Genomic DNA, 20,281 nt, shown 5'->3' with positions numbered 1-20,281 from the left:
CAGTACGTGTCCGACCTCACCGCACTCCCGGCCGACTTCACCTGGGGCGTCGCGACCGCCGCGTACCAGATCGAGGGAGCCGTGGCCGAGGACGGCCGCTCCCCCTCCATCTGGGACACGTTCTCGCACACCCCGGGCAAGGTCGACGGCGGCGACACCGGCGACATCGCCTGCGACCACTACCACCGGGTCCCTGAGGACATCGGCCTGATCAAGCAACTCGGCGCGGACGCCTACCGCTTCTCCGTCGCCTGGCCGCGCGTCGTGCCCGGCGGCGACGGGCCGGCCAACAAGGCGGGCCTGGACTTCTACGACCGGCTCGTGGACGGTCTCCTGGAGGCGGGCGTCACCCCGTTCGCCACGCTCTACCACTGGGATCTGCCGCAGGTGCTCCAGGACCGGGGCGGCTGGACCGTACGGGAGACCTCGGAGCACTTCGCGGCGTATGCCTCCCATGTGGTGGAGCGCCTGGGCGACCGGGTCAAGGACTGGGCGACGCTCAACGAGCCGCTGTGCTCGGCCTGGATCGGGCACCTGGAGGGCCGGATGGCGCCGGGCCTCACCGACCTGACCGCCGCCGTGCGCGCCTCCTACCACCTGCACCTGGGCCACGGTCTCGCCGTCCAGGCGATCCGGGCGGCCTCCTCGGACGCCCGGGTCGGCATCGTCAACAACCTCAGCCCGATCGAGCCGGCGAGCGCGAGCGAGGCCGACCACGCCGCCGCCCGCCGCGCCGACGGCCACATCAACCGCTGGTGGCTGGACCCGATCCTGGGGCGCGGCTACCCGCAGGACATGGTGGAGGAGTACGGCATCGAACTCCCGGTCCATCCGGGTGACTTGGAGACGATCGCAACCCCGCTGGACTGGCTGGGGCTCAACTACTACTTCCGGCAGATCGTCACCGCCGATCCCGACGGGACAGCACCGCACGCCCGGCAGGTGTCCGTCCCCGGCGCCCGGCTCACCCACATGGACTGGGAGGTCCACGCGGAGGGCCTGGAGCAGCTGCTGCTGCGGCTGACCGAGGAGTACGGCGTGCAGCGGATCTACGTCACCGAGAACGGTTCCGCGTACGAGGACGTCGTCGCGGCGGACGGTTCGGTGCACGACCCGGAGCGCGTCCGCTATCTGGAGGAGCACCTCGCCGCCTGCGCCCGCGCGGTCGCCGAGGGCGCCCCGCTGGCCGGGTACTTCGCCTGGTCCCTGATGGACAACTTCGAATGGGCGTACGGCTACGACAAGCGGTTCGGCCTGGTCCACGTGGATTACGCGACCCAGCGCCGTACGGTCAAGAGCAGCGGGCTCCGGTACGCGGAGCTGGTCCGGGAGCACGCGGGAAGCCGGGAGGGCCGGACAGCCGCCTGACCCCTCTTCTCCCCTGCTCCTCCCCGGCAGCCCTCCGGCCGCGGCGCATCGCTCGCCGCGGCCGGAGGGCTTGCCTGTCGCCGAGCAGCCTCTAGGAAGAGGGCGCCCACGGCTTCAGCATGTCCTTCATCGCGTCCGTCAGCGCCAACTGCAACAGCGGGCCGTAGGTGATGCGGCCGATGCCGAGGCGGCGGAAGCGTTCCAGGTCGTGCTTCACGGGGTGTGCCGTGGTGTTCACCGGAACGGCGACGGCCGCGGTCACCGCCGCGAGCAGCTCGTCGTCGTCCTGGATCTTCACCGGGTAGACGCTGTCAGCTCCGGCCTGCTCCAGGGCCCGCAGTCGCTCGATCACCTCGTCGAGGACGGCGGAGGGGTTCTCCGCGTGCGCGAAGAGGTCGGTGCGCCCGTTGACCCAGACCGGGACGCCCGCGTCGTCGGCCGCCCCGCGCAGGCCCGCGACGTAGCTCGCGTGCTCCTGCGTGCTGCGCACGCGTCCGCCCTCCGAGTGGACGGTGTCCTCGATGTTGAGACCGACACCGCCGGCCTCGATGAGACCGGCGACGAGGTCCGCGGGCTTCTGGCCGTAGCCGGACTCCAGGTCCACGGAGACGGGGACGTCGACCGCCGCGATGATCGGCCTGACGGCCGCGAGCACCTCCTCGAAGGTCTGGCCCTCCTGGTCCTCGGCCCCTCGGGAGTCGGCGAGCGGATGGCTGCCGATGGTCAGCGCGGGGAAGCCCGCGGCGACCGCGGTCCGGGCGGACCAGACGTCCCAGACGGTGGGCAGCACGAGCGGCTGGTGGTCGGCGTGCAGTTGCTTGAGGCGCTCAGCGCGCTCGACAGTGGTTCGAAAGTCCATGACGAGGACGCTACCCCGCATCTCCCGCCAACGACGTGACGAGCCCGCGGCGGCCACGGATGTTCCGTGGCCGCCGCGGGCTCCCGCCGCGCCGACAGCGGGGATGGGACGGCGCGGAGGGCTTGCGGGCCCCGCCTGATCAGCGCCGGTAGACGCCGAACTCGTAGAGCGAGTAGCCCCAGGGGGTGCCGCGCTCGGAGGTGCTCACGCGGACGTAGCGCGCGTTCCCGGTGACCGGGATGTCGTCGATGCCGCCGTTGCCCGCCGTCTCGGTGTGAACGGTGTTCCAGTCCTGACCGTTGTCCGAGGTCTGGACCGTGTACGCCTTCGCGTAGGCGGCCTCCCACGCCAGCTGGACGTGGTCGAAGGAGGTGGTCGCGCCCAGGTCGACCTGGATCCACTGCTGGTCGGCCCACTCGCTGGCCCAGCGGGTGTCGAAGGAGCCGTCGACGGCGTTGGCCGCCGGGCAGGGGCAGCCGACGCTGTCCGGCTGGAACGAGGAGGCCTCGGCGGGCTTGCCGGAGGCCAGGTTCACCCCGTCGACCTTCGGCGGGACCACCGTGAAGGACTTCGTCTCGATGCCGACGTTGCCCTTCCCGTCGGTCGACTTGAGGTAGACCTTCCAGACGCCGAGCTTGTCCGGAGCGGTGACCTCGAAGGTGCCGTCACCCCGGTCGGTGAAGTCGGCGTCCGTCAACTGGCCGCTGTCGTCGATGTACTTGGAGTTGACCAGCACCTGGTGGGTGAGCGCGTCGCCGTCGGGGTCGGAGACGGACGCCCTGAACGTGAACGGCTTGCCCGCCTCGACGGCGGAGGCGTTGTCGACGGTCATGCCGCTGATGACCGGCGGGGTGTTGTCGCCGGAGGTGTCCGCCCCGTACGCCTCCTTCACCGCGTAGTACGAGAGCCGCTTCTGGCCCGCCGGAAGCAGGTTGAACCAGACGCCGCCGAAGTCGTACTCGGTGCCGTAGTGGAACAACGTGGCCCCGAGCGAGACCCCCTGGTGCCCGTTCACGCAGTCCCAGGCCCGCTGGTAGCCCTCCGCCTTCGCCACGTCCGTGGGTTCGTCCGGGATGCCGTTGGCGTCGTCCGGGACCTCCCACTCGCCGGCGGGCCCGCCCTCGGTGACGATGTAGGGCTTGTCGTAGCCACCGCTCTCCCAGGTGGCGCGGATGTCGCAGACGGCGTCGTAGGAGTTGACGGCGTACAGGTCGAGGTCGGGTGCGTTCTTCTTGTAGTACGGCCAGGCCCCGGTCCAGGCGTCGGTGGAGGTGACCGGGTGGTTCGGGTCGACCGCGTGGATCTTCTTGGCGATCTCGTTGACGAAGGTGGTGTACGCGTCGCGCTGCCGCTCCAGCTCGTCGCCGCTGTAGCAGTTCTGCAGGCCGAGCACCGACTCGTTGCCGACGTTCCACATGAGGACGCCCTCATGGTCCTTGTAGGCCTCCACCCACTTCGGGAACTCGGCGAGCATGTCGTTCTTGTACGCGGTGTCCGTCAGGTAGTTCACACAGCCGCCGCTGCCCGGGCCGCCGCCCGGCTGCAGCCAGAACCCGGCGATCACCTTGATGCCGTTCTCGGCCGCGCTGTCCAGCAGGGGCTTCGTGGTGGCGTCGGTGCCCCACGTACGGATCGTGTTGACGCCCATCGACTTCACGTCGGGCATGTACCGCCCGGCGTCCGCGACGGACGGACCCCAGGTCAGGCCCTTCACGGTGTACGGGGCGCCGTCCACGGTCAGCTGCCAGGCACCCTGGGAGCCGGTCACCTTCACCACGCTTCCGGCGGCCTGGGCGCTCGGGACCGGAAGGGCGGCCGCCGTGGCGGCCAGGACTCCGGCGACGGCGAGGCGGGCGGTGGTACGGCCACGGGGGCGGGCCGGTCGTCGAGAACGGGACGTGATCATGGGGGGAGAAGCTCCTCACGGGAGTCGGGGTGCGGGTGGGGTGCCGAGGTACGGGAGAATTTGGAGAGCGCTCTCCCTCATGGGCGCGATGCACCCATGAGGGAGACGCGACGGGGAGGGGTCAGAGTCGGGGCAGTTCGTAGTTCTCGTCGAGGGCCGCGCCCTCGCCCGGGTTGTTCTCGTCGTAGCCACGGGCGTTGCACTGGAGAGCGCCGACGATGCAGTGGTCGACGAGGGCGTCGAGCGTGGCGTCGTCCCAGGCGTTGAAGAAGTCGTAGTGGAAGGAGTGGCCGGAGCCGCTGGCCAGTCTCACCTGCGACATGTCACCGTTGACCGGCCATGCCATCTTGAACTCGATCATCGGCAGGGCGACCGGGTGGCTCGGCGGGCAGACGTCCTGGTTGGCCCCCATCACGACCGGGTAGGCCATGTGGGCCTTGTGGTCGGGGGTGTCCAGATACTTGCCGTCCCAGCAACTGGGCGCCTGCATGCGCAGGTTGAGCTGGGTGTCCTGGCTGGTCGGACAGGCGGCCGGGAAGTCGTAGTTGTGGTAGCTCTCACCGCACTCGTACCCCTCGACCATGCCGGGGTGGTTGCGGAACTCCTCGGCGGTCTGCGTGGGGCTGCCGACGACGAACCGCAGCCCCTTGGGGAAGGGCCGGACGGTGCGGTAGTCGGTGACTCCGGCCTTGTAGTAGATGGTCTGGGGGCCGATCGGGCGGACCTCCTCGCCCCCGTTGTAGAGGGTCGGCATCCAGTAAGCGGACCGGTCACCGGGCGCCACGCACTTGGTGCCGCCCGCGCTCAGGGATGCGGTGGTGCTGTCCGCGTTCGTGGTGGCGTTGCCCATGAACGTGTGGTCGTGCGAGGCGCCGACCTGGCCCGGATAGACGATCGGGTCGTCCGGCGCGGTGTGGTTGACCGAGCAGTTCGCCTGGAACTCGTGGAAGTAGCGGTGCGGCGGGATCTCGTCGGACGGCTCCACGCCCGTGACCGGCGGTTCCGCGGGTATGTAGCCGTCGCCGTCGGGGTCGTCCCCGAAGGCCACGGGCTTGGCCGGGGCCATCTTGTGCCCCTGCATGGCGTGCGAGGCCGCAGCGGGCTTGCCGGCCGCCTCCGGGGCCGCACCGGCGGCGGCCGGACCGGCATTCGCGATCGCGGACAGCCCGAGCGCGACCAGCGCCAGGGCGGTGGCAACGACCAGTACGGACACCAGAGTTGATCGGTTGAGTCTTGTCACCATCGGGACCTCCATGCCGCTCTTCATCCCTGCACTTCGGGTGCACGGTGGGGGGAAAGGGTGAGCTGGACGGTGCAGCCGGGAAGAGACTCCACCCTGCGCGTCACGAGGCCGGCGGACCGCGGGATCCCTCCGGGAGAGCGCTCTCCAAAGCGGTGCCAGTGTTGCGCCGAGGCTGAGAGGGTGTCAATAGCTTGTGAACGATGCGCTGCCCAAGGGCTGTTGGCGCAAGGAAGCGGCCCCGCACACCGGCGGGGCCGCTCACTGGTCCTACGTCGTACTGCCGGGGCCCGCTCCGCCGGGGAGGACGGCGGGACGACTCCCCCGGATCACGCGGTGTGCAGCCTCAGTCCGTACCGGTTGAGGATCTCGTTGATCGGCTGGTACCAGGTCTCGCCGCCGCTGGTGCAGTTGCCCCAGCCGCCCGAGGTGACGCCCTGGGCCTGGTCGCCACTGATGAACGAGCCGCCGGAGTCGCCGCCCTGGGCGCAGACGCTCGTCTTGGTCATCTGGTGGACGGCGCCCTGGCTGTAGTTGACGGTCTCGTTCTTGGCGAGGACACGGCCGCAGTGCCAGCGCGTGGTGGAACCGGAGCGGCAGATCGAAGCGCCGATCGGGGCCTCGTTCGAGCCACGGACGAGCTGGTCCGGGACGGTGCCCCAGCCGAGCACGACCGGGACGGTCCACCACCCGCTGCCGACGTTCACCCAGGCGTAGTCGTCACCGGGGAAGGACGAGCCCTGGAAGTTGCCGATATAGGAGTTGTCCCAGCCGCGGACCTGCTGGCCGGTGCCGCCGCAGTGGCCTGCGGTGACGAAGCCGCCGTGCACGGAGAAGCCGATGGAACAGCGGACGTTGCCCGTGTAGTACGGGTCGCCGCCGACCGTTCCGGCGGCGAAGGTCTGCGGAGCCTCGGCGGTCGTCTTCACGGTGACGGGACCGGCCTTGCGGGCCTTGGCGACGAAGGTGCGGACATCGTTGTCAGACTGCTCTGCGGCGACGACGTTCACGACGACGCGGCTGGTGGCCGGGTCGACGTGCCAGCTGCTCACCCCGGACGGAGCTTTCAGGGCGTCGATCCGCGCCTTGGCGGCGTCGAGGCTCTTGGCCGAGTGCTCGACGAGCCGGGTGTCGGCACCGGTCGCCCGTACGGCTTCGGCCTTCTCGGCGGTGGTGACCGCGATGGTCAGCCTGCCGGTCTTCGCGTCGAGCCAGGAGCCCCCGAAGGCGGAGCCGGCGGCGCGCTGCGCCTTCTTCTCCAGGGCGGTGGCGGCCTTCTCGTCGGCGAGCCGGGTGAGGGCCTGCTTCTCGGTGAGGCCGAGGTCGCGCTGCATCGCGGAGAGCAGGGCGGCGGAGGCGGGAGGTTCGGCGGGGGCGGGCGCGGCGGAGGCGGACACCGGACCGGCGGCGGTCCAGGCACCGATGACCAGGAGTGCGGACAGACCGGTCCGCAGCAGGGTTGCGTGTCTCAAGGGAGTGACCCTTCCTGTTGTTCCAACGACGTGGGGTGGAACGGGAGGCGTCCGGGAGCGCGATCCGGGCGTGCTTTTGAGAGCGCTCTCAGATGTGCCGTTCCCGGACTGTAGCGGAGTTCAAGAGTCAGGTCCATGCCAATGACAGGAGGTGCGCGGGAGGAGTTCGGGGCGCTGTGCGCACCGGGGTTGAGTAGGCGTACTCATCCGCCCCGCGGAGACTGGTCCTACGGTCACAGGAGCACGGGGCGAGACCCGATGGCAGGACCAGGTGGAGGAGCAGATCATGGCCGGATCACGCCGCAGACGGTGGAGAGCCGGGCTCACCGGCGCACTGGCGGGTTCGCTGGTCGTGCTGCTCGGCGCGTGCGGTGTGGTGGACACGAAGGACGACCGCCGGGCGGCGGAGGAGCTGGCCGAGAAGCACTTCCCCGGGCAGCTCAAGGCGGTCGGGGTGCGCACGCTCTTCCCGGGTTCCGGCGGCTCGGAAGTCACGTTCGCGGTGACCGACGACCGCGACGCCGTGGTCCGGCTCCGCATCGACACGGACGAGGCGGACCGGGGCATGTGCGACCGGAAGGAGTGCGCGGGCGTGCTGGCCGAGGCCGTGGAGCGCGGGCGGCAGCAGGCGGAGGACTTCCGTGCGCTCCGGGACGCCTTCGACGCCTGCGGCTACGAGGTCGTCGCCCTGGGCCCGACCGGCACCCCGCCCTACGTGGTGGCCGAGCTGACGAACGCCACCGTGACGAAGGTGCTCGGCGAGATCGGGGAGTGCGTCCAGCGGTGGGTCACGGCGAGCGGGGCCGACAGCGCGTTGGCGAAGGCTCAGGCCTCGTACGTGAACGTGGTCTCCCCGTCGGTCGCCGACCGGCGCGACCGGGGCAAGGATTCCTGGCCGACGGTGATGCGGCTGACCCGGTCGGACCTCCTGGCCTCGCTCACCAAGCACGCGTATTTCTCGGCGAGTTACGAGATCGAGGCAGGTCGGGTCGACACGACGGGCAGCGCCAGGATCGTCCGCCCGTTCCGGGAGCGGCAGAAGTTCGGCGACACCGTGCAGAACGCCGTGAAGGAGCAGCTGCGCGCCACCTACCCCCGGGTGGTCGTGAGCGACTACCAGTGGATCTGGCGACTGGAGCCGGGCCGGGTGGACCGGCAGACCGGTTACGTCCTGTTCTGCCCCGAGCCGGGCGCACGCGGGCGGTGCGTCAACGCCGACGACGCGGCACTGGTGACCACGGACGGGCGCGGCAACCCGGTGGAGAAGATCCGGCTCGTCCACGACGTCCGCGAGGGGACGGGGGCGCTGCGGCTGCCGCCGTACTGACCGGCCGGCCCTGCCCCACCGGCCGGGATCGACACCCCCTATTAGAGTCACAGACATGACGACACCCCTTGCAGGCAGCGCTTTCGACTCGCTCCGCCTCGACGCCGTGGCCGACCAGGAGGCGCTGCGCCGCGCCTACGAACTGCCCGGGGCCTCGGCCATCCGCAAGCAGATGACCGAACTCACCGAGCAGACACAGCGGTTGATCGGGTGCTCGTCACTGGTTCTGGTCGCCAGCGCGGACGCGGAGGGCAATTGCGACGTCTCGCCGCGTGGCGGCCCGGCCGGGTTCGTCTCCGTCCTGGACGCACGGACCGTGGCGATACCCGACGCGACCGGCAACAAGCGGCTGGACACCCTGCAGAACGTCATCGCCACCGGACGGGCCGGGCTGCTGTTCTTCATTCCGGGGCGCACCACGACGCTCCGGGTGAACGGCCGGGCCTGTGTCTCCACCCGCCCGGAGCTGCTGTCGCAGCTCACCGCCGTGGGCAAGCCGCCGGCCAGCGCACTGGTGATCGGGATCGAGGAGGTCTACCCGCACTGCCCCAAGTCGTTGCTGCGCAGCGGGGCCTGGAAGCCGGAGCAGTGGCTGCCGGCGGACGCCCAGCCGACCTCGGCCGAGGTGACGCTGGCGCAACTGCGGATGCCGGAGCTGACGATCGCCGACATCGAGCAGCGGGAGGCGGAATCGCTGAAGTACCGGTACGAGTAGGAGGGCCCCTCAGTACCAGTACGAGCAGGAGGGCCCCTTTGCCGCCGGACACGCCCTAGGTGTGTAGTCCCGGGACGTTGGTGACACGCGTGCTGGGTTCTTGATATGGGTGAGGGCCTCCGGGTTCGGTGTGGATTGCGACATCTCCACCGAGATCAGGAGGCCCTCGTGGTCCACCGTAATGCCCCGCTGACCGAGACCGGGAGACTCCGCCTGGCCCGCTGCGTCGTCGAGGACGGATGGCCCGTACGGCGGGCGGCCGAGCGTTTCCAGGTCAGCCACACCACCGCCGCCCGCTGGGCGAGCCGCTACCGGCAGCTCGGCGTCACCGGAATGAGCGACCGCTCCAGCCGCCCGCACCACCAGCCCCGCAGGACCACGGTCACCGTCGAGGAACAGGTACTCCGGCTGCGACGCGAGCACCGGATCGGGCCGCTACGACTGGCCGCCCGATGCAACATCGCCGCCTCGACCGCCCACCGCATCCTGGTCCGGCACGGCCTGCCGCCACTGGCCGCCCTGGACCGGGCCACCGGCGAGCCCGTCCGCCGCTACGAACGCGCCCGACCCGGCGAACTGGTCCACATCGACGTCAAGAAGCTCGGCCGGATCCCCGACGGCGGCGGCCACAGGACTCTCGGCCGGGCCGACGGCCACCGCAGCCGGACCAACGGCGCCGGCTGGGCCTACCTGCACACCGCCCTCGACGACCACACCCGCATCGCCTATACCGAGGACCTGCCCGACGAGACCGCCCCGACCTGCGCAGGCTTCCTCGTCCGGGCCACGGCCCACTTCGCGTCCCTGGGCATCCGGATCGAACGGGTCCTGACCGACAACGCCTGGGCCTACAGCAAGAACACCTGGCGAAACACCTGCCGCGACCTGGACATCAGCCCCCGCTGGACCAGGCCCTGGCGACCCCAGACCAACGGCAAGGTCGAACGCTTCCACCGCACCCTGCTCGACGAATGGGCCTACCAGAAGCCCTACACCTCAGACCACGAACGCAGGGAAGCGTTCACCCACTGGCTGCACTGGTACAACTACCACCGACCCCACACCGGCATCGGCGGCCAAACACCCGCCAGCCGCGGCACCAACCTCTCCGAACAGCACACCTAGGGCGTGTCCGCAATGTCGTTTGGTCGTTGGGCCGTTCGTGGTGCGTCGTCATGAAGTGACTGATCAAGCGTGGGAAGTGGTCGGGCCGTTGCTGGCTCCGCCTCGGATGGGTCGTCCGGTGCGGGACCGGCGGCAGGTCCTCAACGGGATCCTGTGGAAGCTGTCCACGGGGGCGGCCTGGCGGGATCTGCCGGATCGGTACGGGCCGTGGAAGACAGTCTACGAACGGTTCCGTCGCTGGTCGGCGGACGGGACGTGGGACCGGCTCCTGGCTCATGTCCAGCAGCACTCGGATGCGGTCGGGAAGGTCGACTGGTCGATCGTCTGCGTCGACTCGACGATCGTGCGGGCCCACCAGCACGCGGCCGGGGCCCGAAAAGGGGGCCCTGCACCGGCGAGGCACTGGGCCGGTCCCGCGGCGGGCTGAGCACGAAGATCCACCTCGCCTGCGACGGGCAGGGCCGACCGCTCGCCTTCACGATCACAGGCGGAAACGTCAACGACTGCACGCAGTTCGAGCCGGTCATGGCCCGCATCGCCATCAAGCGGGACGGGCCCGGCCGGCCCCGCACCCGGCCCGACCGGGTAGCCGGCGACAAGGGCTACTCCTCCCGAAAGATCCGGGCCTACCTGCGCAGACGCGGCATCGCCTGCACCATCCCCGAACGCACCGACCAGATCAGCGGCCGCCGACGACGCGGCGAGACCCCCTGCCGCCTCGACCGCACCGCCTACCGACGCCGCAACGTCGTCGAACGCTGCTTCAACAAGCTCAAGCAGAACAAAGCCCTCGCCACCCGCTACGACAAACGCGCCCGCCACTACCAAGCTCTCGTCACCATCGCCTGCCTACGACTCTGGCTCCCCGCGGACATTGCGGACACCCCCTAGGACAGGTCATGGCGGGCCCACGGCCGCAGCTTCTCCGGGTTGCGGACCGCCCAGATCCGGGTGACGCGGCCGTCGCTGAGGTCGAACGAGGCCACGGTCATGACGACGCCGTCGCGCCGGGCCACCAGGCCCGGCGCGCCGTTGACCGACCGCTCCAGGAGTTCGAGCCCCGGAGCCTTGTCGGCGATGGCGACCATGTACTGCGCGATGCGCGCACCGCCCTCGATCGGCCGCAGGGCGGCTCCTGCCGGGCCCCCGCCGTCGGCGGTCATCACGGCGGCCGGGTCGAGGAGGTCGACGAGGGCGGCGACGTCCTTGCTCTCCCACGCTTCTTTGACCTGCCGAACCGCCTCGGCCCGCCGGGTCGCCGCCGCCGACACCGGAGTCTGTGCGGCGCGCACCCGGCGCCGGGCGGACGCGGCCAGTTGCTTGCAGGCCGCGGGGGTGCGGCCGAGGACGTCGGCGATCTCGGCGAACGGGTAGCGGAAGACGTCGTGCAGGACGAACGCGACGCGCTCGGCGGGTGTCATCGACTCCAGGACGACGAGGAAGGCCATGGTCACCGACTCGTCCAGGACCAACTGGTCCGCGGGGTCGACGAGGTCCGCGCCCGGGCCGTGGCCCCACTCCGCGCGGTCGGGCAGCGGATCGGGCAGCCACGCGCCGACATAGCGTTCCCGCCGGGCCCGCGCCGAGCCGAGAACGTCCAGGCAGATGCGGCCGGTGACCGTCGTCAGCCAGGCGCCGGGGGAGGTGATCTCGTCCCGTCGGCCGCGCGGCAGCGCGTACCAGCGTGTGTAGGCCTCCTGCACGGCGTCCTCGGACTCGGCGACCGAGCCGAGCAACCGGTAGGCCACATTCAACAGTTGGCGCCGCTCACCGGCTGTCCCGTCAGCACTCGCCCCAGCCGTCCCCCAGCTCACCGCCGCCCCTTCGCCTTACCTTTCGCGGGCCCATGTCGTCGGGCTGGTGAGACCTTATCGATCTGCCGCCCACGGGCGGGAAATGGGGGCCCGGCATGACCACCCACGTGACGACGGAGCGGAGCGGCTTCTCGTTCCTGCGGATCGCGATCGCCCTGCAGACCCTGACCATCTTCCTTCAGGCGGTCTCCTCCGGGCTGCTGATGACCTCGGCCTACGGCGCGGTCCTGCACAGCGTCGGGGCGCGCGTGATGTACGGGGCGTCGATGCTGTACGTGCTCGCCGCCGTGCTGGCGTGGAAGCCGGGCGGCGGCTCGCCCCGGCCCGTCGGGCACGCCGTCGGCTTCCTGGTCCTCGCCTCGGTACAGGTGGTCGTCGGCATCGCGCACGTACCGTCGGTGCATCTCCCCCTGGGCGTCCTCATGTTCGGGCTGAGCGTGCTGGCGCTGGCGCGGCGCTGAGGTCCGCGGTGCCGCGGCACCCATGCGCCGCGGTGCCGGGTCCCGATTCCACGATGCAGTCACCCGCAACGGGTAAATGCCGTCTACAGCTACCCTTCGTGCGGTGAACACCGACGCGAAGGGGCCGACCGACGCCATGGACGGGAACACCGGCATCAGTCACGGGCGCGTGGTGGCCGCCCTCGACGGCGTGAGCATGCGCCGCCACACCGGCGGGCAGGTCATCCTCGACGCCGTCGACTGGGCCGTCCGGGCCGGTGAGCACTGGGCACTGCTCGGCCCCAACGGGGCGGGAAAGACCAGCGTCCTGCGGCTCGTCGGCGCCACCGCTTTCCCGACGGCCGGCACGGTCGAGGTTCTCGGCCACCGGCTCGGCCGGGTCGACGTGCGGGATCTGCGCGCCCTGATCGGTCACGTCTCCACCTCCCAGCGCGTCCCGGGCGACCTGACGGGCCACGCCGTCGTGCTCACCGGCCACACCGGCACGGTCCAGCCGCTGTGGAGGAAGTACGACGGCGAGGTGCGCGACCGGGCCCACGCGCTGCTCGCCGAGCTCCAGATCAAGGACCTCGCCGACCGTGAGTACGGCGTCTGCTCGGGTGGCCAGCGCGCCCGGATCCTCATCGCCCGCGCCCTCATGGCGGACCCGGCGCTGCTGCTGCTCGACGAGCCGTTCAACGCACTCGACCTGCCCTCGCGCGAGGACCTCATCGACACCATGCGCCATCTCGCTTCGGCCCGGCCCGAGTTGTCGACGGTGACCGTCACCCACCACCTGGAGGAGCTCTCTCCGGCGATCGGCCACGCCCTGCTCCTGCGCGAGGGGCGCGTTCTGGCGCGCGGGGCGATCGAGGGCGTTCTCACGGCCGAGCGCATGACCGCCTGCTTCGGCCGCCCCATCGGGGTGACCCGGCACGCCGGCCGCTGGCTGGCACGCGCCGACGGGCACGCGTAGACCACGGCGGCCTGGGCGAACAGGCCCGCCCGGTCGGCCGGCTCAGGGAGCCAGCAGGGGCAGGCCGGCGGTACGCCACAGGTCGCGGAAGCCGCTCTGCGCCGCGGAAGCGTCCCCGGCCGGTCCTTCCGCAGCGCGCCGAACCGCGTCCGCACTCTCCTCCGCCGTACGCCAGACCCGTACCGCCGCCGCCCCGCTCCCGGCCGATCCGTCGAGCGGCTCCCAGCCCGGGTCATCGTGGCCGGCGAACGCGGCCCAGGCACCGGTCATGCGCCGGGAGAGCTCTTCGTCCTCCTCGCCGGGCGGGCCGCCGATGAGGAAGTGGACGCTCTCCTCGTGGAGGTTGCCGAAGGCGAACGGGATGTCCGCGCAGTGCCAGGCGCGGACCCGCCGCCCGGCCTGGTCCCGGCGGCGGTCGAAGCGGGCGAGGAAGGCCCGGCCGCCCGCCCGGGCGTGGGCCTCGGCGAGGCGGGAGCTGTACTCGGCGAAGAGGGGGCCGGAGTGGAGGGACAGGTGGACGTCGAGCACCGTGGCGTCCGGCAGGCGTTCGCGGTGCCCTTCGACGAGCGAGGCCGGGAGCCCGAAGTCGGCGGCCAAGACAGCCAGTTGCCCCTCCGTCGTGAACTTCGCGCTACTGCCGACCGCGTCGAGGAGCCAGTACTCCTCCGTGGTGTGGCAGACCAGCAGCTCCACCGCCCCGCCCGCTCCGGCCGCCAGCGCCTCCAGCGGGTCGGCGGTCAGGAGGACACCGTCGGCGACCGGACCGTAGATCGCCGGATCGTAGTGGCGCTGCCCCGAGGCGGGGTCCTGGGCGTACCGCGCGCACACCCGGCCCGTGGCCGCCACGAGGGCCTCGGGCGGGCCGCGAGCAGCCCGGCGCGGGTGGCGGGCACCCCGGCTTCCGCGGCGACCTCGGCCGTGGTGCGGGCCGCCTGCTCCACCGAGGCGAAGGCGTTGACGGCGCTGTGCAGGACGGCGCGGCGGAACAGGCCACGCGCCCGGCCGGCGACCGTCAGACAGGCCACGGAGGTCGCGCCCGACGACTGCCCGGCCGGGGTGACCCGGCCGGGCGAGCCGCCGAACGCGGCGATGTTGTCGCGGACCCATTCCAGGGCGGCGATCTGGTCGAGGAGGCCCCGGTTGCCGGGGAAGGCCGCACTGCGACCGGCGCACGGCACATGACCGAACCCCATAAGCCGAGAAGGCTGTTGAGGGTGACAACGACAAGTCCTTCGCCCGCCAGCGAGGTGCCGTCGAAGTCCGGCTGGGCCGAGGAGCCGAAGACGTACGCGCCGCCATGGATCCAGACCGGCACGGGCAGGTCGCCCGGGCCGTCGGCGGGCATCCAGAGGTTCAGCGTGAGGACGTCCTCGTCACCGGGTGACCAGACGGGCGCGCCCGGCAGTTCGGCCGACTGCGGGGCCACCGGACCGAAGGCGGTGCAGTCGCGTACGCCGTCCCAGGGTTCCGGCTGCTGGGGCTCCCGGAAACGCAGGTCGCCGAACGGCGGTGCCCCGTACGGGAGTCCGCGTACGACGACGATGCCGTGACCCCGGTCGGCGCGCCGCCCCCGTACCGTTCCGGACTTCGTCGTGAAGTCGTGAAGACGTCCACCGCTACCGGCCCCCCAGCTCCTGCCCCGTCCGGCGTTCGGCGCGGCCGGGCCGGCATCGCAGTTCACCGTACCGCCGCCAGTGAGTTGATCTTGTAAGCGGTCAGGGCGCACCGTCGACGAGCCGGACCGTGCCGAGGATCTTCCGCACGGTCGGCTCGGGCACCTCGTCGTCGACGCCGCGGACACCGACGAACGTCCAGGAGAGGGTGTCCCCCGCCGGGTTCTCGAAGGCGAACGCGGTCACTTTGCCGTCGTAGGCGCAGCGGCCCGGACCGTCGACGCCGGTCGAGGTTGCCGTCGCCACGATCCCGGTGAGGCCGGACTTGGTGGTGAACGGCTTCGCGGCCCCGGTGGTGACCTTCTCCTTCGCCGGCTGGGCGTAGCTGCCGTAGACCCACAGGCGGGCGTTCTCCCGGGCCGCTTCGGCGGTGTCGCGGGCGTCGGGCTCGGCCCGGGAGCCCACGGAGGCCAGCGGGGTGTCCTCCTGGGTGCCGTTGCCGTCGTCGTCGGACCGGCACCACTTCTCCTTGAGGATCGCCGGCGCGGCGAACCCGACGAGCGGGGTCTCCTCGGGGTCGCCGTTCTCCGCGACGTACGTCACCCATCCGGACGACTTCACCGCCCACTCGACCGGCACGTCGAAGGCGATGCCGCGCTTGGGGTTGATCACCGTCTTCCAGCCGGGCACGAGGGGCGCGGTGCCGTCCCCGGCTCCGCCCCGGGGCTCCCCCGGGGACGCGGACGGCGAGACGGCGGCCGCTCCAGTGGGTCCCGCGTCCGGCCTCCCGTCGTCCCCGTCACCGCCGAGGACCAGGAATCCGGTGATCCCGGCGGCCAGCACGACGGTGGTGGCCGCGACGACCGCGATGAGCGAGCTACGGCGGCCGCCGGGCGGGGGCGGAGGCGGGCCGGGGTGCGCGTTCCACGGCGCGCCGCCTCCGGGAGCGGGCGGCTGTCCCGCGTACGGCGGCCATGGGCCCTGCTGCTGGTGTTCGCCCCCGGGCGACTGCTGTCCGTACCCCATGGAGGGTCACCCTATGCCGGGACTGTTCGACGATTCGAACAGTCCCGGCGTCCAAGAGTCTCCGTGCACCGGGGAACGGGGCGCGACCTGCGTACGGACCGTTTCACGCCACCCGCGCGGGGCACCCGAACCCGATCTTCCCTTTGCGGCCGGAGCAGGACCGCAGTGGAATTGCGTACAGGGGACAGTGGAATTCGGTACTCCCGGAGACCCCCGGAGGAAAGGACGCGCCATGAGCGACACCGACTGGGGGGACGACGTCTACCAGCCCCAGCAACCCGAGGCTTCCGACCCCGCCGAGCAGCTCGGCGCGGAGGACACGCTCATGGACCCGTCCGGTACCGGCGATCCGCTGGACGAGGGCTACGCGCCCCCGGACCGCCCGTGGGTGGTCGAGGGGCTCGGCACCACGGCCAACGAGCGGCACTCCGGCGAATCCCTGGAGAGGCGGCTGACGAGGGAGGTTCCCGAGCCGGACGGCTCTCTCGGCGACGGTGTGGGCGATCTGGTGGACGGCGACGGCGAGCCCTGGGACAACGAGGTGGGCGTCGCCCGCGCCGGTCGGCTGACCCAGCAGGCGGAGGGGACCGTACCGGCCACCCTGACCGCCAGCGACGTGGGCATCGACGGGGCGGCCGCGTCGGCCGAGGAGGCCGCGATGCACGTGATCCCCGAGCCGGGGGACGACGACGCGCTCCTGGAGCCCTCGCCGGTCGCGGGCAGTACCGGCACCGATCCCGCCACCGGTGGCACGGCCGCCTCGCCCTGAGCGGGCCCGCCGGCGTGCGCGCGGCCCTGAACGCGGCTGTGCCCGCGCCCGTATTCCCCTGACCGAAGCACCGCACCCGAAGAGCGGTACGTACCGCACCCCAGGAGCACACAGATGAGCGGCACTGCTCAGATCGGCGTCACCGGACTCGCGGTCATGGGCCGCAACCTCGCCCGGAACTTCGCCCGCAACGGTTTCACCGTCGCCCTGCACAACCGCACCACGGCCCGGACCGACGCCCTGGTCGAGGAGTTCGGCGACGAGGGCACCTTCGTCGCCGCGCACACGGCCGAGGAGTTCGTCGCCGCGCTGGAGCGTCCCCGGCGCCTGGTGATCATGGTGAAGGCGGGGGATCCCACCGACGCGGTGATCCAGGAGTTCGCGCCGCTCCTCGAGGAGGGCGACGTCATCATCGACGGCGGGAACGCCCACTTCGAGGACACCCGCCGCCGCGAGAAGGAGCTGCGCGAGCGCGGGATCCACTTCGTCGGGGTCGGGATCTCCGGCGGCGAGGAGGGCGCGCTGAACGGGCCCAGCATCATGCCGGGCGGTTCGGCTGAGTCCTACGCTTCGCTGGGCCCGATGCTGGAGAAGATCGCCGCGCAGGCGAAGGACGGCACGCCGTGCACCGCCCACATCGGTCCGGACGGCGCGGGTCACTTCGTGAAAATGGTCCACAACGGCATCGAATACGCGGACATGCAGCTCATCGCCGAGGCGTACGACCTGCTGCGCGCCGTCGCCGGGTACTCCCCCGCGCAGATCGCCGACGTCTTCCGTACGTGGAACACCGGCCGGCTCGATTCGTATCTGATCGAGATCACGGCGGAGGTCCTCACCCACACCGACGCGGCGACCGGAAAGCCGTTCGTCGACATCGTGCAGGACCGGGCCGAGCAGAAGGGCACCGGGCGCTGGACCGTACAGATCGCGCTCGATCTCGGGGTCCCGGTGTCGGGGATCGCCGAGGCGGTCTTCGCCCGGTCGCTCTCCGGCCACGCCGATCTGCGGGAGGCGGCGCGCGGCCTGCCGGGGCCCACGCCGGAGCCGCTCGACGAGGCGGCGGCCGCGGCGTTCGCGGACCGGGTGGAGCAGGCCCTGTACGCCTCCAAGATCGTCTCGTACACGCAGGGCTTCCACCAGATCAGGGCGGGCAGCGAGGCCTACGACTGGGACATCGGCCTCGGCTCCGTGGCGGCGATCTGGCGGGCGGGCTGCATCATCCGGGCCGCGTTCCTCGACCGTATCCGCGCCGCCTACGACAGCCGGCCCGACCTGGTCAGCCTGCTCTCCGACAAGGAGTTCGGGCAGGAGATCGGCGCGGCGCAGGAGGACTGGCGGGCGGTGGTGGCCGAGGCCGTGCGCCAGGGCGTGCCGACGCCGGGCTTCGCCGCCGCGCTCGCGTACTACGACGGGCTGCGCGCGGACCGGCTGCCCGCCGCGCTCACCCAGGGCCAGCGCGACTTCTTCGGGGCGCACACCTACCGGCGTACGGACCGGGAGGGTTCGTTCCACACGCTCTGGGGCGGCGACCGGTCCGAGGTCGGGGCGGGCTGACCCGGCCGGGTCCCATCCGGGGCCGGCTGACCGGGCCGGGCGCTCCCGGCGTGCGGGCGGGGGCGCGGCGAAGAGGGCTGACCCGGCCGGTCCACCCCGAGTGCGGGGGGCTGCGGGACGTGGCTTAGTGGCTGCGAGTCCTGTTCTCCTGTCACCTTCGTCCTGGAGTGCGCGCATGCCCGACGCCGTCCCCGATCCCGTCTCCGTACAGCCCGTCGTGGCGCCGGTGACGAACGCGGCGCTGATCCTGGTCGGCACGATCGAACCGGGCGGCGAGGGCGCGGTACGGGACGTGCTGCCGGATCTCGCGGCCGTGGCCCGGTCGCTCGGCTTCCGCTGTCCGGACGCCGATCTCGCCTGCGTGGCGGGGTTCGGCTCCAGCGCCTGGGACCGGCTGTTCGCCGGGCTGCGCCCCGCACACCTGCACCCGTTCCCGGAGCTGCGGGGGCGGTTGCACCACGCGCCCGCGACGCCGGGTGACGTACTGCTGCACATCCGGGCCGAGCGGATGGACGTCTGCTACGCGTGGGCGGCCCAGTTGCTCGACAAGCTCGGCGGAGCGCTGCGGATCGTGGACGAGACGCACGGCTTCCGCTACTTCGACCACCGGGACCTGCTCGGTTTCGTGGACGGTACGGAGAACCCGGTCGGCGACGCGGCCCGTGCGGCGGCGCTGGTCGGCGCGGAGGACGACCCGGACTTCGAGGGCGGCAGCTACGTCGTCGTCCAGAAGTACCTGCACGACCTGACGTCGTGGAACGCGCTCACCGTCGAGGAGCAGGAACGCGTCATCGGCCGCACCAAGCTGGACGACGTGGAGTTCCCGGACGAGGACAAGCCCGGCGACTCCCACCTCGCGCTCAACACCATCACCGATCCGGACGGCACCGAGCGCGACATCCTGCGGGCGAACATGCCGTTCGGGAGCTTCGGGAAGGGCGAGTTCGGTACGTACTTCATCGGGTACGCCGCCGATCCCGACGTGACCGAGCGCATGCTGCGCAACATGTTCCTCGGCGATCCGCCCGGGACGCACGACCGCATCCTCGACTTCTCCACCGCGGTCACCGGTTCCCTCTTCTTCGCCCCCCGCGCCGACTTCCTGGACGACCCGCCGCCCCTGCCCTCCCTGACCCGATCCGGGGACCGGCCGGAACCGGTCGCCGCACCGGTCGGGCAGGAACCGGCGCCCGGCCCCGTCCGGCGGGAGCCGGTCCCGGCCGGTTCCGACCACGGTTCGCTGCGCATCGGCAGCCTGCAAGAAAGTGCCCAGTGATGAACAATCTGCACCGCGAACTCGCACCGGTCACCCCGTCCGCGTGGGACGAGATCGAGGAGGAGGCCCGGCGCACCTTCCGCCGCCATGTCGCCGGCCGCCGCGTCGTCGACGTGTCCGATCCGGACGGTCCGACGCTGGCCGCCGTGGGCGACGGCCATCTGCGCGACATCGATCCGCCCACCCCGGACGTGCTGGCCCGGGCCCGCACGTCGATGCCGGTCATCGAGTGGCGGGTGCCGTTCACGGTGAGCCGCCAGGCCGTGGACGACGTGGAGCGCGGCTCCGCGGACAGCGACTGGCAGCCGGTCAAGGACGCGGCCCGCACCTGTGCGTTCGCCGAGGACATGGCGGTCATCGACGGGTACGCGGCGGCCGGGATCACCGGTCTGCGGGACGGCTCCTCGCACGAACCGCTGCCGCTGCCCGCCGATGCGCGGGACTATCCGGTGGCGGTCAGCCAGGCCGTGACGCGGCTGCGGCTGGCCGGTGTCGACGGACCGTACCGGCTGCTGCTGGGCGCGGACGCGTTCACCGAGGCTGCCGAGACCTCGGACCACGGGTATCCGGTCAAGACCCACCTGAGCCGGCTGGTGGACGACGAGATCCTGTGGGCGCCCGCGGTCAAGGGCGGGGTACTGCTGTCGACGCGGGGCGGGGACTTCGAACTCTGCCTGGGGCAGGACCTGTCGATCGGCTACGCGGACCACGACGCCACCAGCATCCACCTCTACTTCCATCAGGCCTTCACCTTCCGGATGCTCACGCCGGAAGCCGTGGTCGGCCTGATCGCCTGAC

Annotated in this window: 16 protein-coding genes and 2 pseudogenes; 11 read left to right on the top strand and 7 right to left on the bottom strand. The window is 71.6% G+C overall.

Annotation, left to right across the window (positions count from 1 at the left end; translation table 11 throughout):
• Positions 1 to 6 precede the first annotated feature (6 nt).
• Positions 7 to 1,368, top strand: a complete 1,362-nt coding sequence (locus tag WQO_RS31400; RefSeq protein WP_010058860.1) for a GH1 family beta-glucosidase — start codon at positions 7 to 9, stop codon at positions 1,366 to 1,368.
• 91 nt (positions 1,369 to 1,459) lie between these two features.
• On the opposite strand, the gene WQO_RS31395 is transcribed toward WQO_RS31400, so the two are convergent.
• The 4 genes from WQO_RS31395 to WQO_RS31380 all read right to left on the bottom strand — a co-directional run bounded on the left by WQO_RS31395 (position 1,460) and on the right by WQO_RS31380 (position 6,845).
• A complete protein-coding gene (locus WQO_RS31395) occupies positions 1,460 to 2,227 on the bottom strand; it encodes an isocitrate lyase/PEP mutase family protein (protein WP_010058859.1) in 768 nt (255 codons plus the stop codon).
• 139 nt (positions 2,228 to 2,366) lie between these two features.
• Positions 2,367 to 4,133, bottom strand: coding sequence for a discoidin domain-containing protein (locus WQO_RS31390; RefSeq protein WP_010058857.1), 1,767 nt, complete (start codon positions 4,131 to 4,133; stop codon positions 2,367 to 2,369).
• A gap of 121 nt (positions 4,134 to 4,254) precedes the next feature.
• Positions 4,255 to 5,376, bottom strand: a complete 1,122-nt coding sequence (locus tag WQO_RS31385) for a DUF1996 domain-containing protein (RefSeq protein ID WP_029182122.1) — start codon at positions 5,374 to 5,376, stop codon at positions 4,255 to 4,257.
• Positions 5,377 to 5,702: 326 nt separating this feature from the next.
• Positions 5,703 to 6,845, bottom strand: a complete 1,143-nt coding sequence (locus WQO_RS31380) for a S1 family peptidase (RefSeq protein WP_010058855.1) — start codon at positions 6,843 to 6,845, stop codon at positions 5,703 to 5,705.
• Positions 6,846 to 7,131: 286 nt separating this feature from the next.
• Between WQO_RS31380 and WQO_RS31375 the strand changes: the two genes are divergently transcribed.
• From WQO_RS31375 to WQO_RS35410, 4 genes and pseudogenes are all read left to right on the top strand, one after another.
• Positions 7,132 to 8,172, top strand: coding sequence for an SCO7460 family lipoprotein (locus WQO_RS31375; RefSeq protein ID WP_058954225.1), 1,041 nt, complete (start codon positions 7,132 to 7,134; stop codon positions 8,170 to 8,172).
• 55 nt (positions 8,173 to 8,227) lie between these two features.
• Complete coding sequence (locus WQO_RS31370; RefSeq protein ID WP_010058853.1) at positions 8,228 to 8,887, top strand: MSMEG_1061 family FMN-dependent PPOX-type flavoprotein; 660 nt, start codon at positions 8,228 to 8,230, stop codon at positions 8,885 to 8,887.
• 168 nt (positions 8,888 to 9,055) lie between these two features.
• On the top strand, positions 9,056 to 10,012 hold the full coding sequence (locus WQO_RS31365) for an IS481 family transposase (RefSeq protein WP_058953910.1): 957 nt from the start codon (positions 9,056 to 9,058) through the stop codon (positions 10,010 to 10,012).
• 40 nt (positions 10,013 to 10,052) lie between these two features.
• A pseudogene (locus WQO_RS35410) lies at positions 10,053 to 10,903 on the top strand (IS5 family transposase).
• On the opposite strand, the gene sigJ reads toward WQO_RS35410, so the two are convergent.
• Positions 10,900 to 11,826 carry an RNA polymerase sigma factor SigJ gene (gene sigJ / locus WQO_RS31350; protein WP_029182760.1) on the bottom strand — a complete coding sequence of 309 codons (927 nt, stop codon included), beginning with the start codon at positions 11,824 to 11,826 and terminating at the stop codon, positions 10,900 to 10,902. The pseudogene WQO_RS35410 and the gene sigJ sit on opposite strands and share 4 nt — an antisense overlap.
• A gap of 95 nt (positions 11,827 to 11,921) precedes the next feature.
• Here sigJ and WQO_RS31345 point away from each other — a divergent pair, with 95 nt between their 5' ends.
• Together WQO_RS31345 and WQO_RS31340 are read left to right on the top strand one after the other, a co-directional pair.
• Positions 11,922 to 12,287: a hypothetical protein gene (locus WQO_RS31345; RefSeq protein ID WP_010064623.1), complete on the top strand. Its 366-nt coding sequence runs from the start codon at positions 11,922 to 11,924 to the stop codon at positions 12,285 to 12,287.
• A gap of 136 nt (positions 12,288 to 12,423) precedes the next feature.
• On the top strand, positions 12,424 to 13,242 hold the full coding sequence (locus tag WQO_RS31340) for an ABC transporter ATP-binding protein (protein ID WP_029182761.1): 819 nt from the start codon (positions 12,424 to 12,426) through the stop codon (positions 13,240 to 13,242).
• Between the two features lie 42 nt (positions 13,243 to 13,284).
• Here the strand turns inward: WQO_RS31340 and WQO_RS31335 are convergent.
• Both WQO_RS31335 and WQO_RS31330 read right to left on the bottom strand, forming a co-directional pair.
• A pseudogene (locus tag WQO_RS31335) lies at positions 13,285 to 14,785 on the bottom strand (carboxylesterase/lipase family protein).
• Positions 14,786 to 14,957: 172 nt separating this feature from the next.
• Positions 14,958 to 15,881 carry a DUF8017 domain-containing protein gene (locus WQO_RS31330; protein ID WP_010064625.1) on the bottom strand — a complete coding sequence of 308 codons (924 nt, stop codon included), beginning with the start codon at positions 15,879 to 15,881 and terminating at the stop codon, positions 14,958 to 14,960.
• A 232-nt stretch (positions 15,882 to 16,113) separates the two neighbouring features.
• Between WQO_RS31330 and WQO_RS31325 the strand changes: the two genes are divergently transcribed.
• The 4 genes from WQO_RS31325 to WQO_RS31310 all read left to right on the top strand — a co-directional run bounded on the left by WQO_RS31325 (position 16,114) and on the right by WQO_RS31310 (position 20,280).
• Positions 16,114 to 16,650 (top strand): DUF5709 domain-containing protein, encoded by a 537-nt coding sequence (locus WQO_RS31325; RefSeq protein ID WP_010064626.1) that lies wholly within the window; start codon positions 16,114 to 16,116, stop codon positions 16,648 to 16,650.
• Positions 16,651 to 16,764: 114 nt separating this feature from the next.
• Entirely contained in the window at positions 16,765 to 18,207 is a 1,443-nt protein-coding gene (gndA, locus tag WQO_RS31320) for an NADP-dependent phosphogluconate dehydrogenase (protein ID WP_010064627.1), read from the top strand.
• A 175-nt stretch (positions 18,208 to 18,382) separates the two neighbouring features.
• The gene (locus tag WQO_RS31315; RefSeq protein ID WP_010064628.1) at positions 18,383 to 19,483 is read left to right on the top strand and encodes a Dyp-type peroxidase; all 1,101 of its coding nucleotides are present in this window, start codon (positions 18,383 to 18,385) and stop codon (positions 19,481 to 19,483) included.
• Complete coding sequence (locus tag WQO_RS31310; RefSeq protein ID WP_010064630.1) at positions 19,483 to 20,280, top strand: family 1 encapsulin nanocompartment shell protein; 798 nt, start codon at positions 19,483 to 19,485, stop codon at positions 20,278 to 20,280. Before WQO_RS31315 ends, WQO_RS31310 begins: the two co-directional genes overlap by 1 nt.
• The last annotated feature ends 1 nt before the right edge of the window (position 20,281 follow it).

The sequence above is a fragment of the Streptomyces globisporus C-1027 genome (assembly GCF_000261345.2).
Classification (GTDB): Bacteria; Actinomycetota; Actinomycetes; order Streptomycetales; family Streptomycetaceae; genus Streptomyces; species Streptomyces pakalii.
This window is presented reverse-complemented; position numbering and strand designations above follow the sequence as displayed.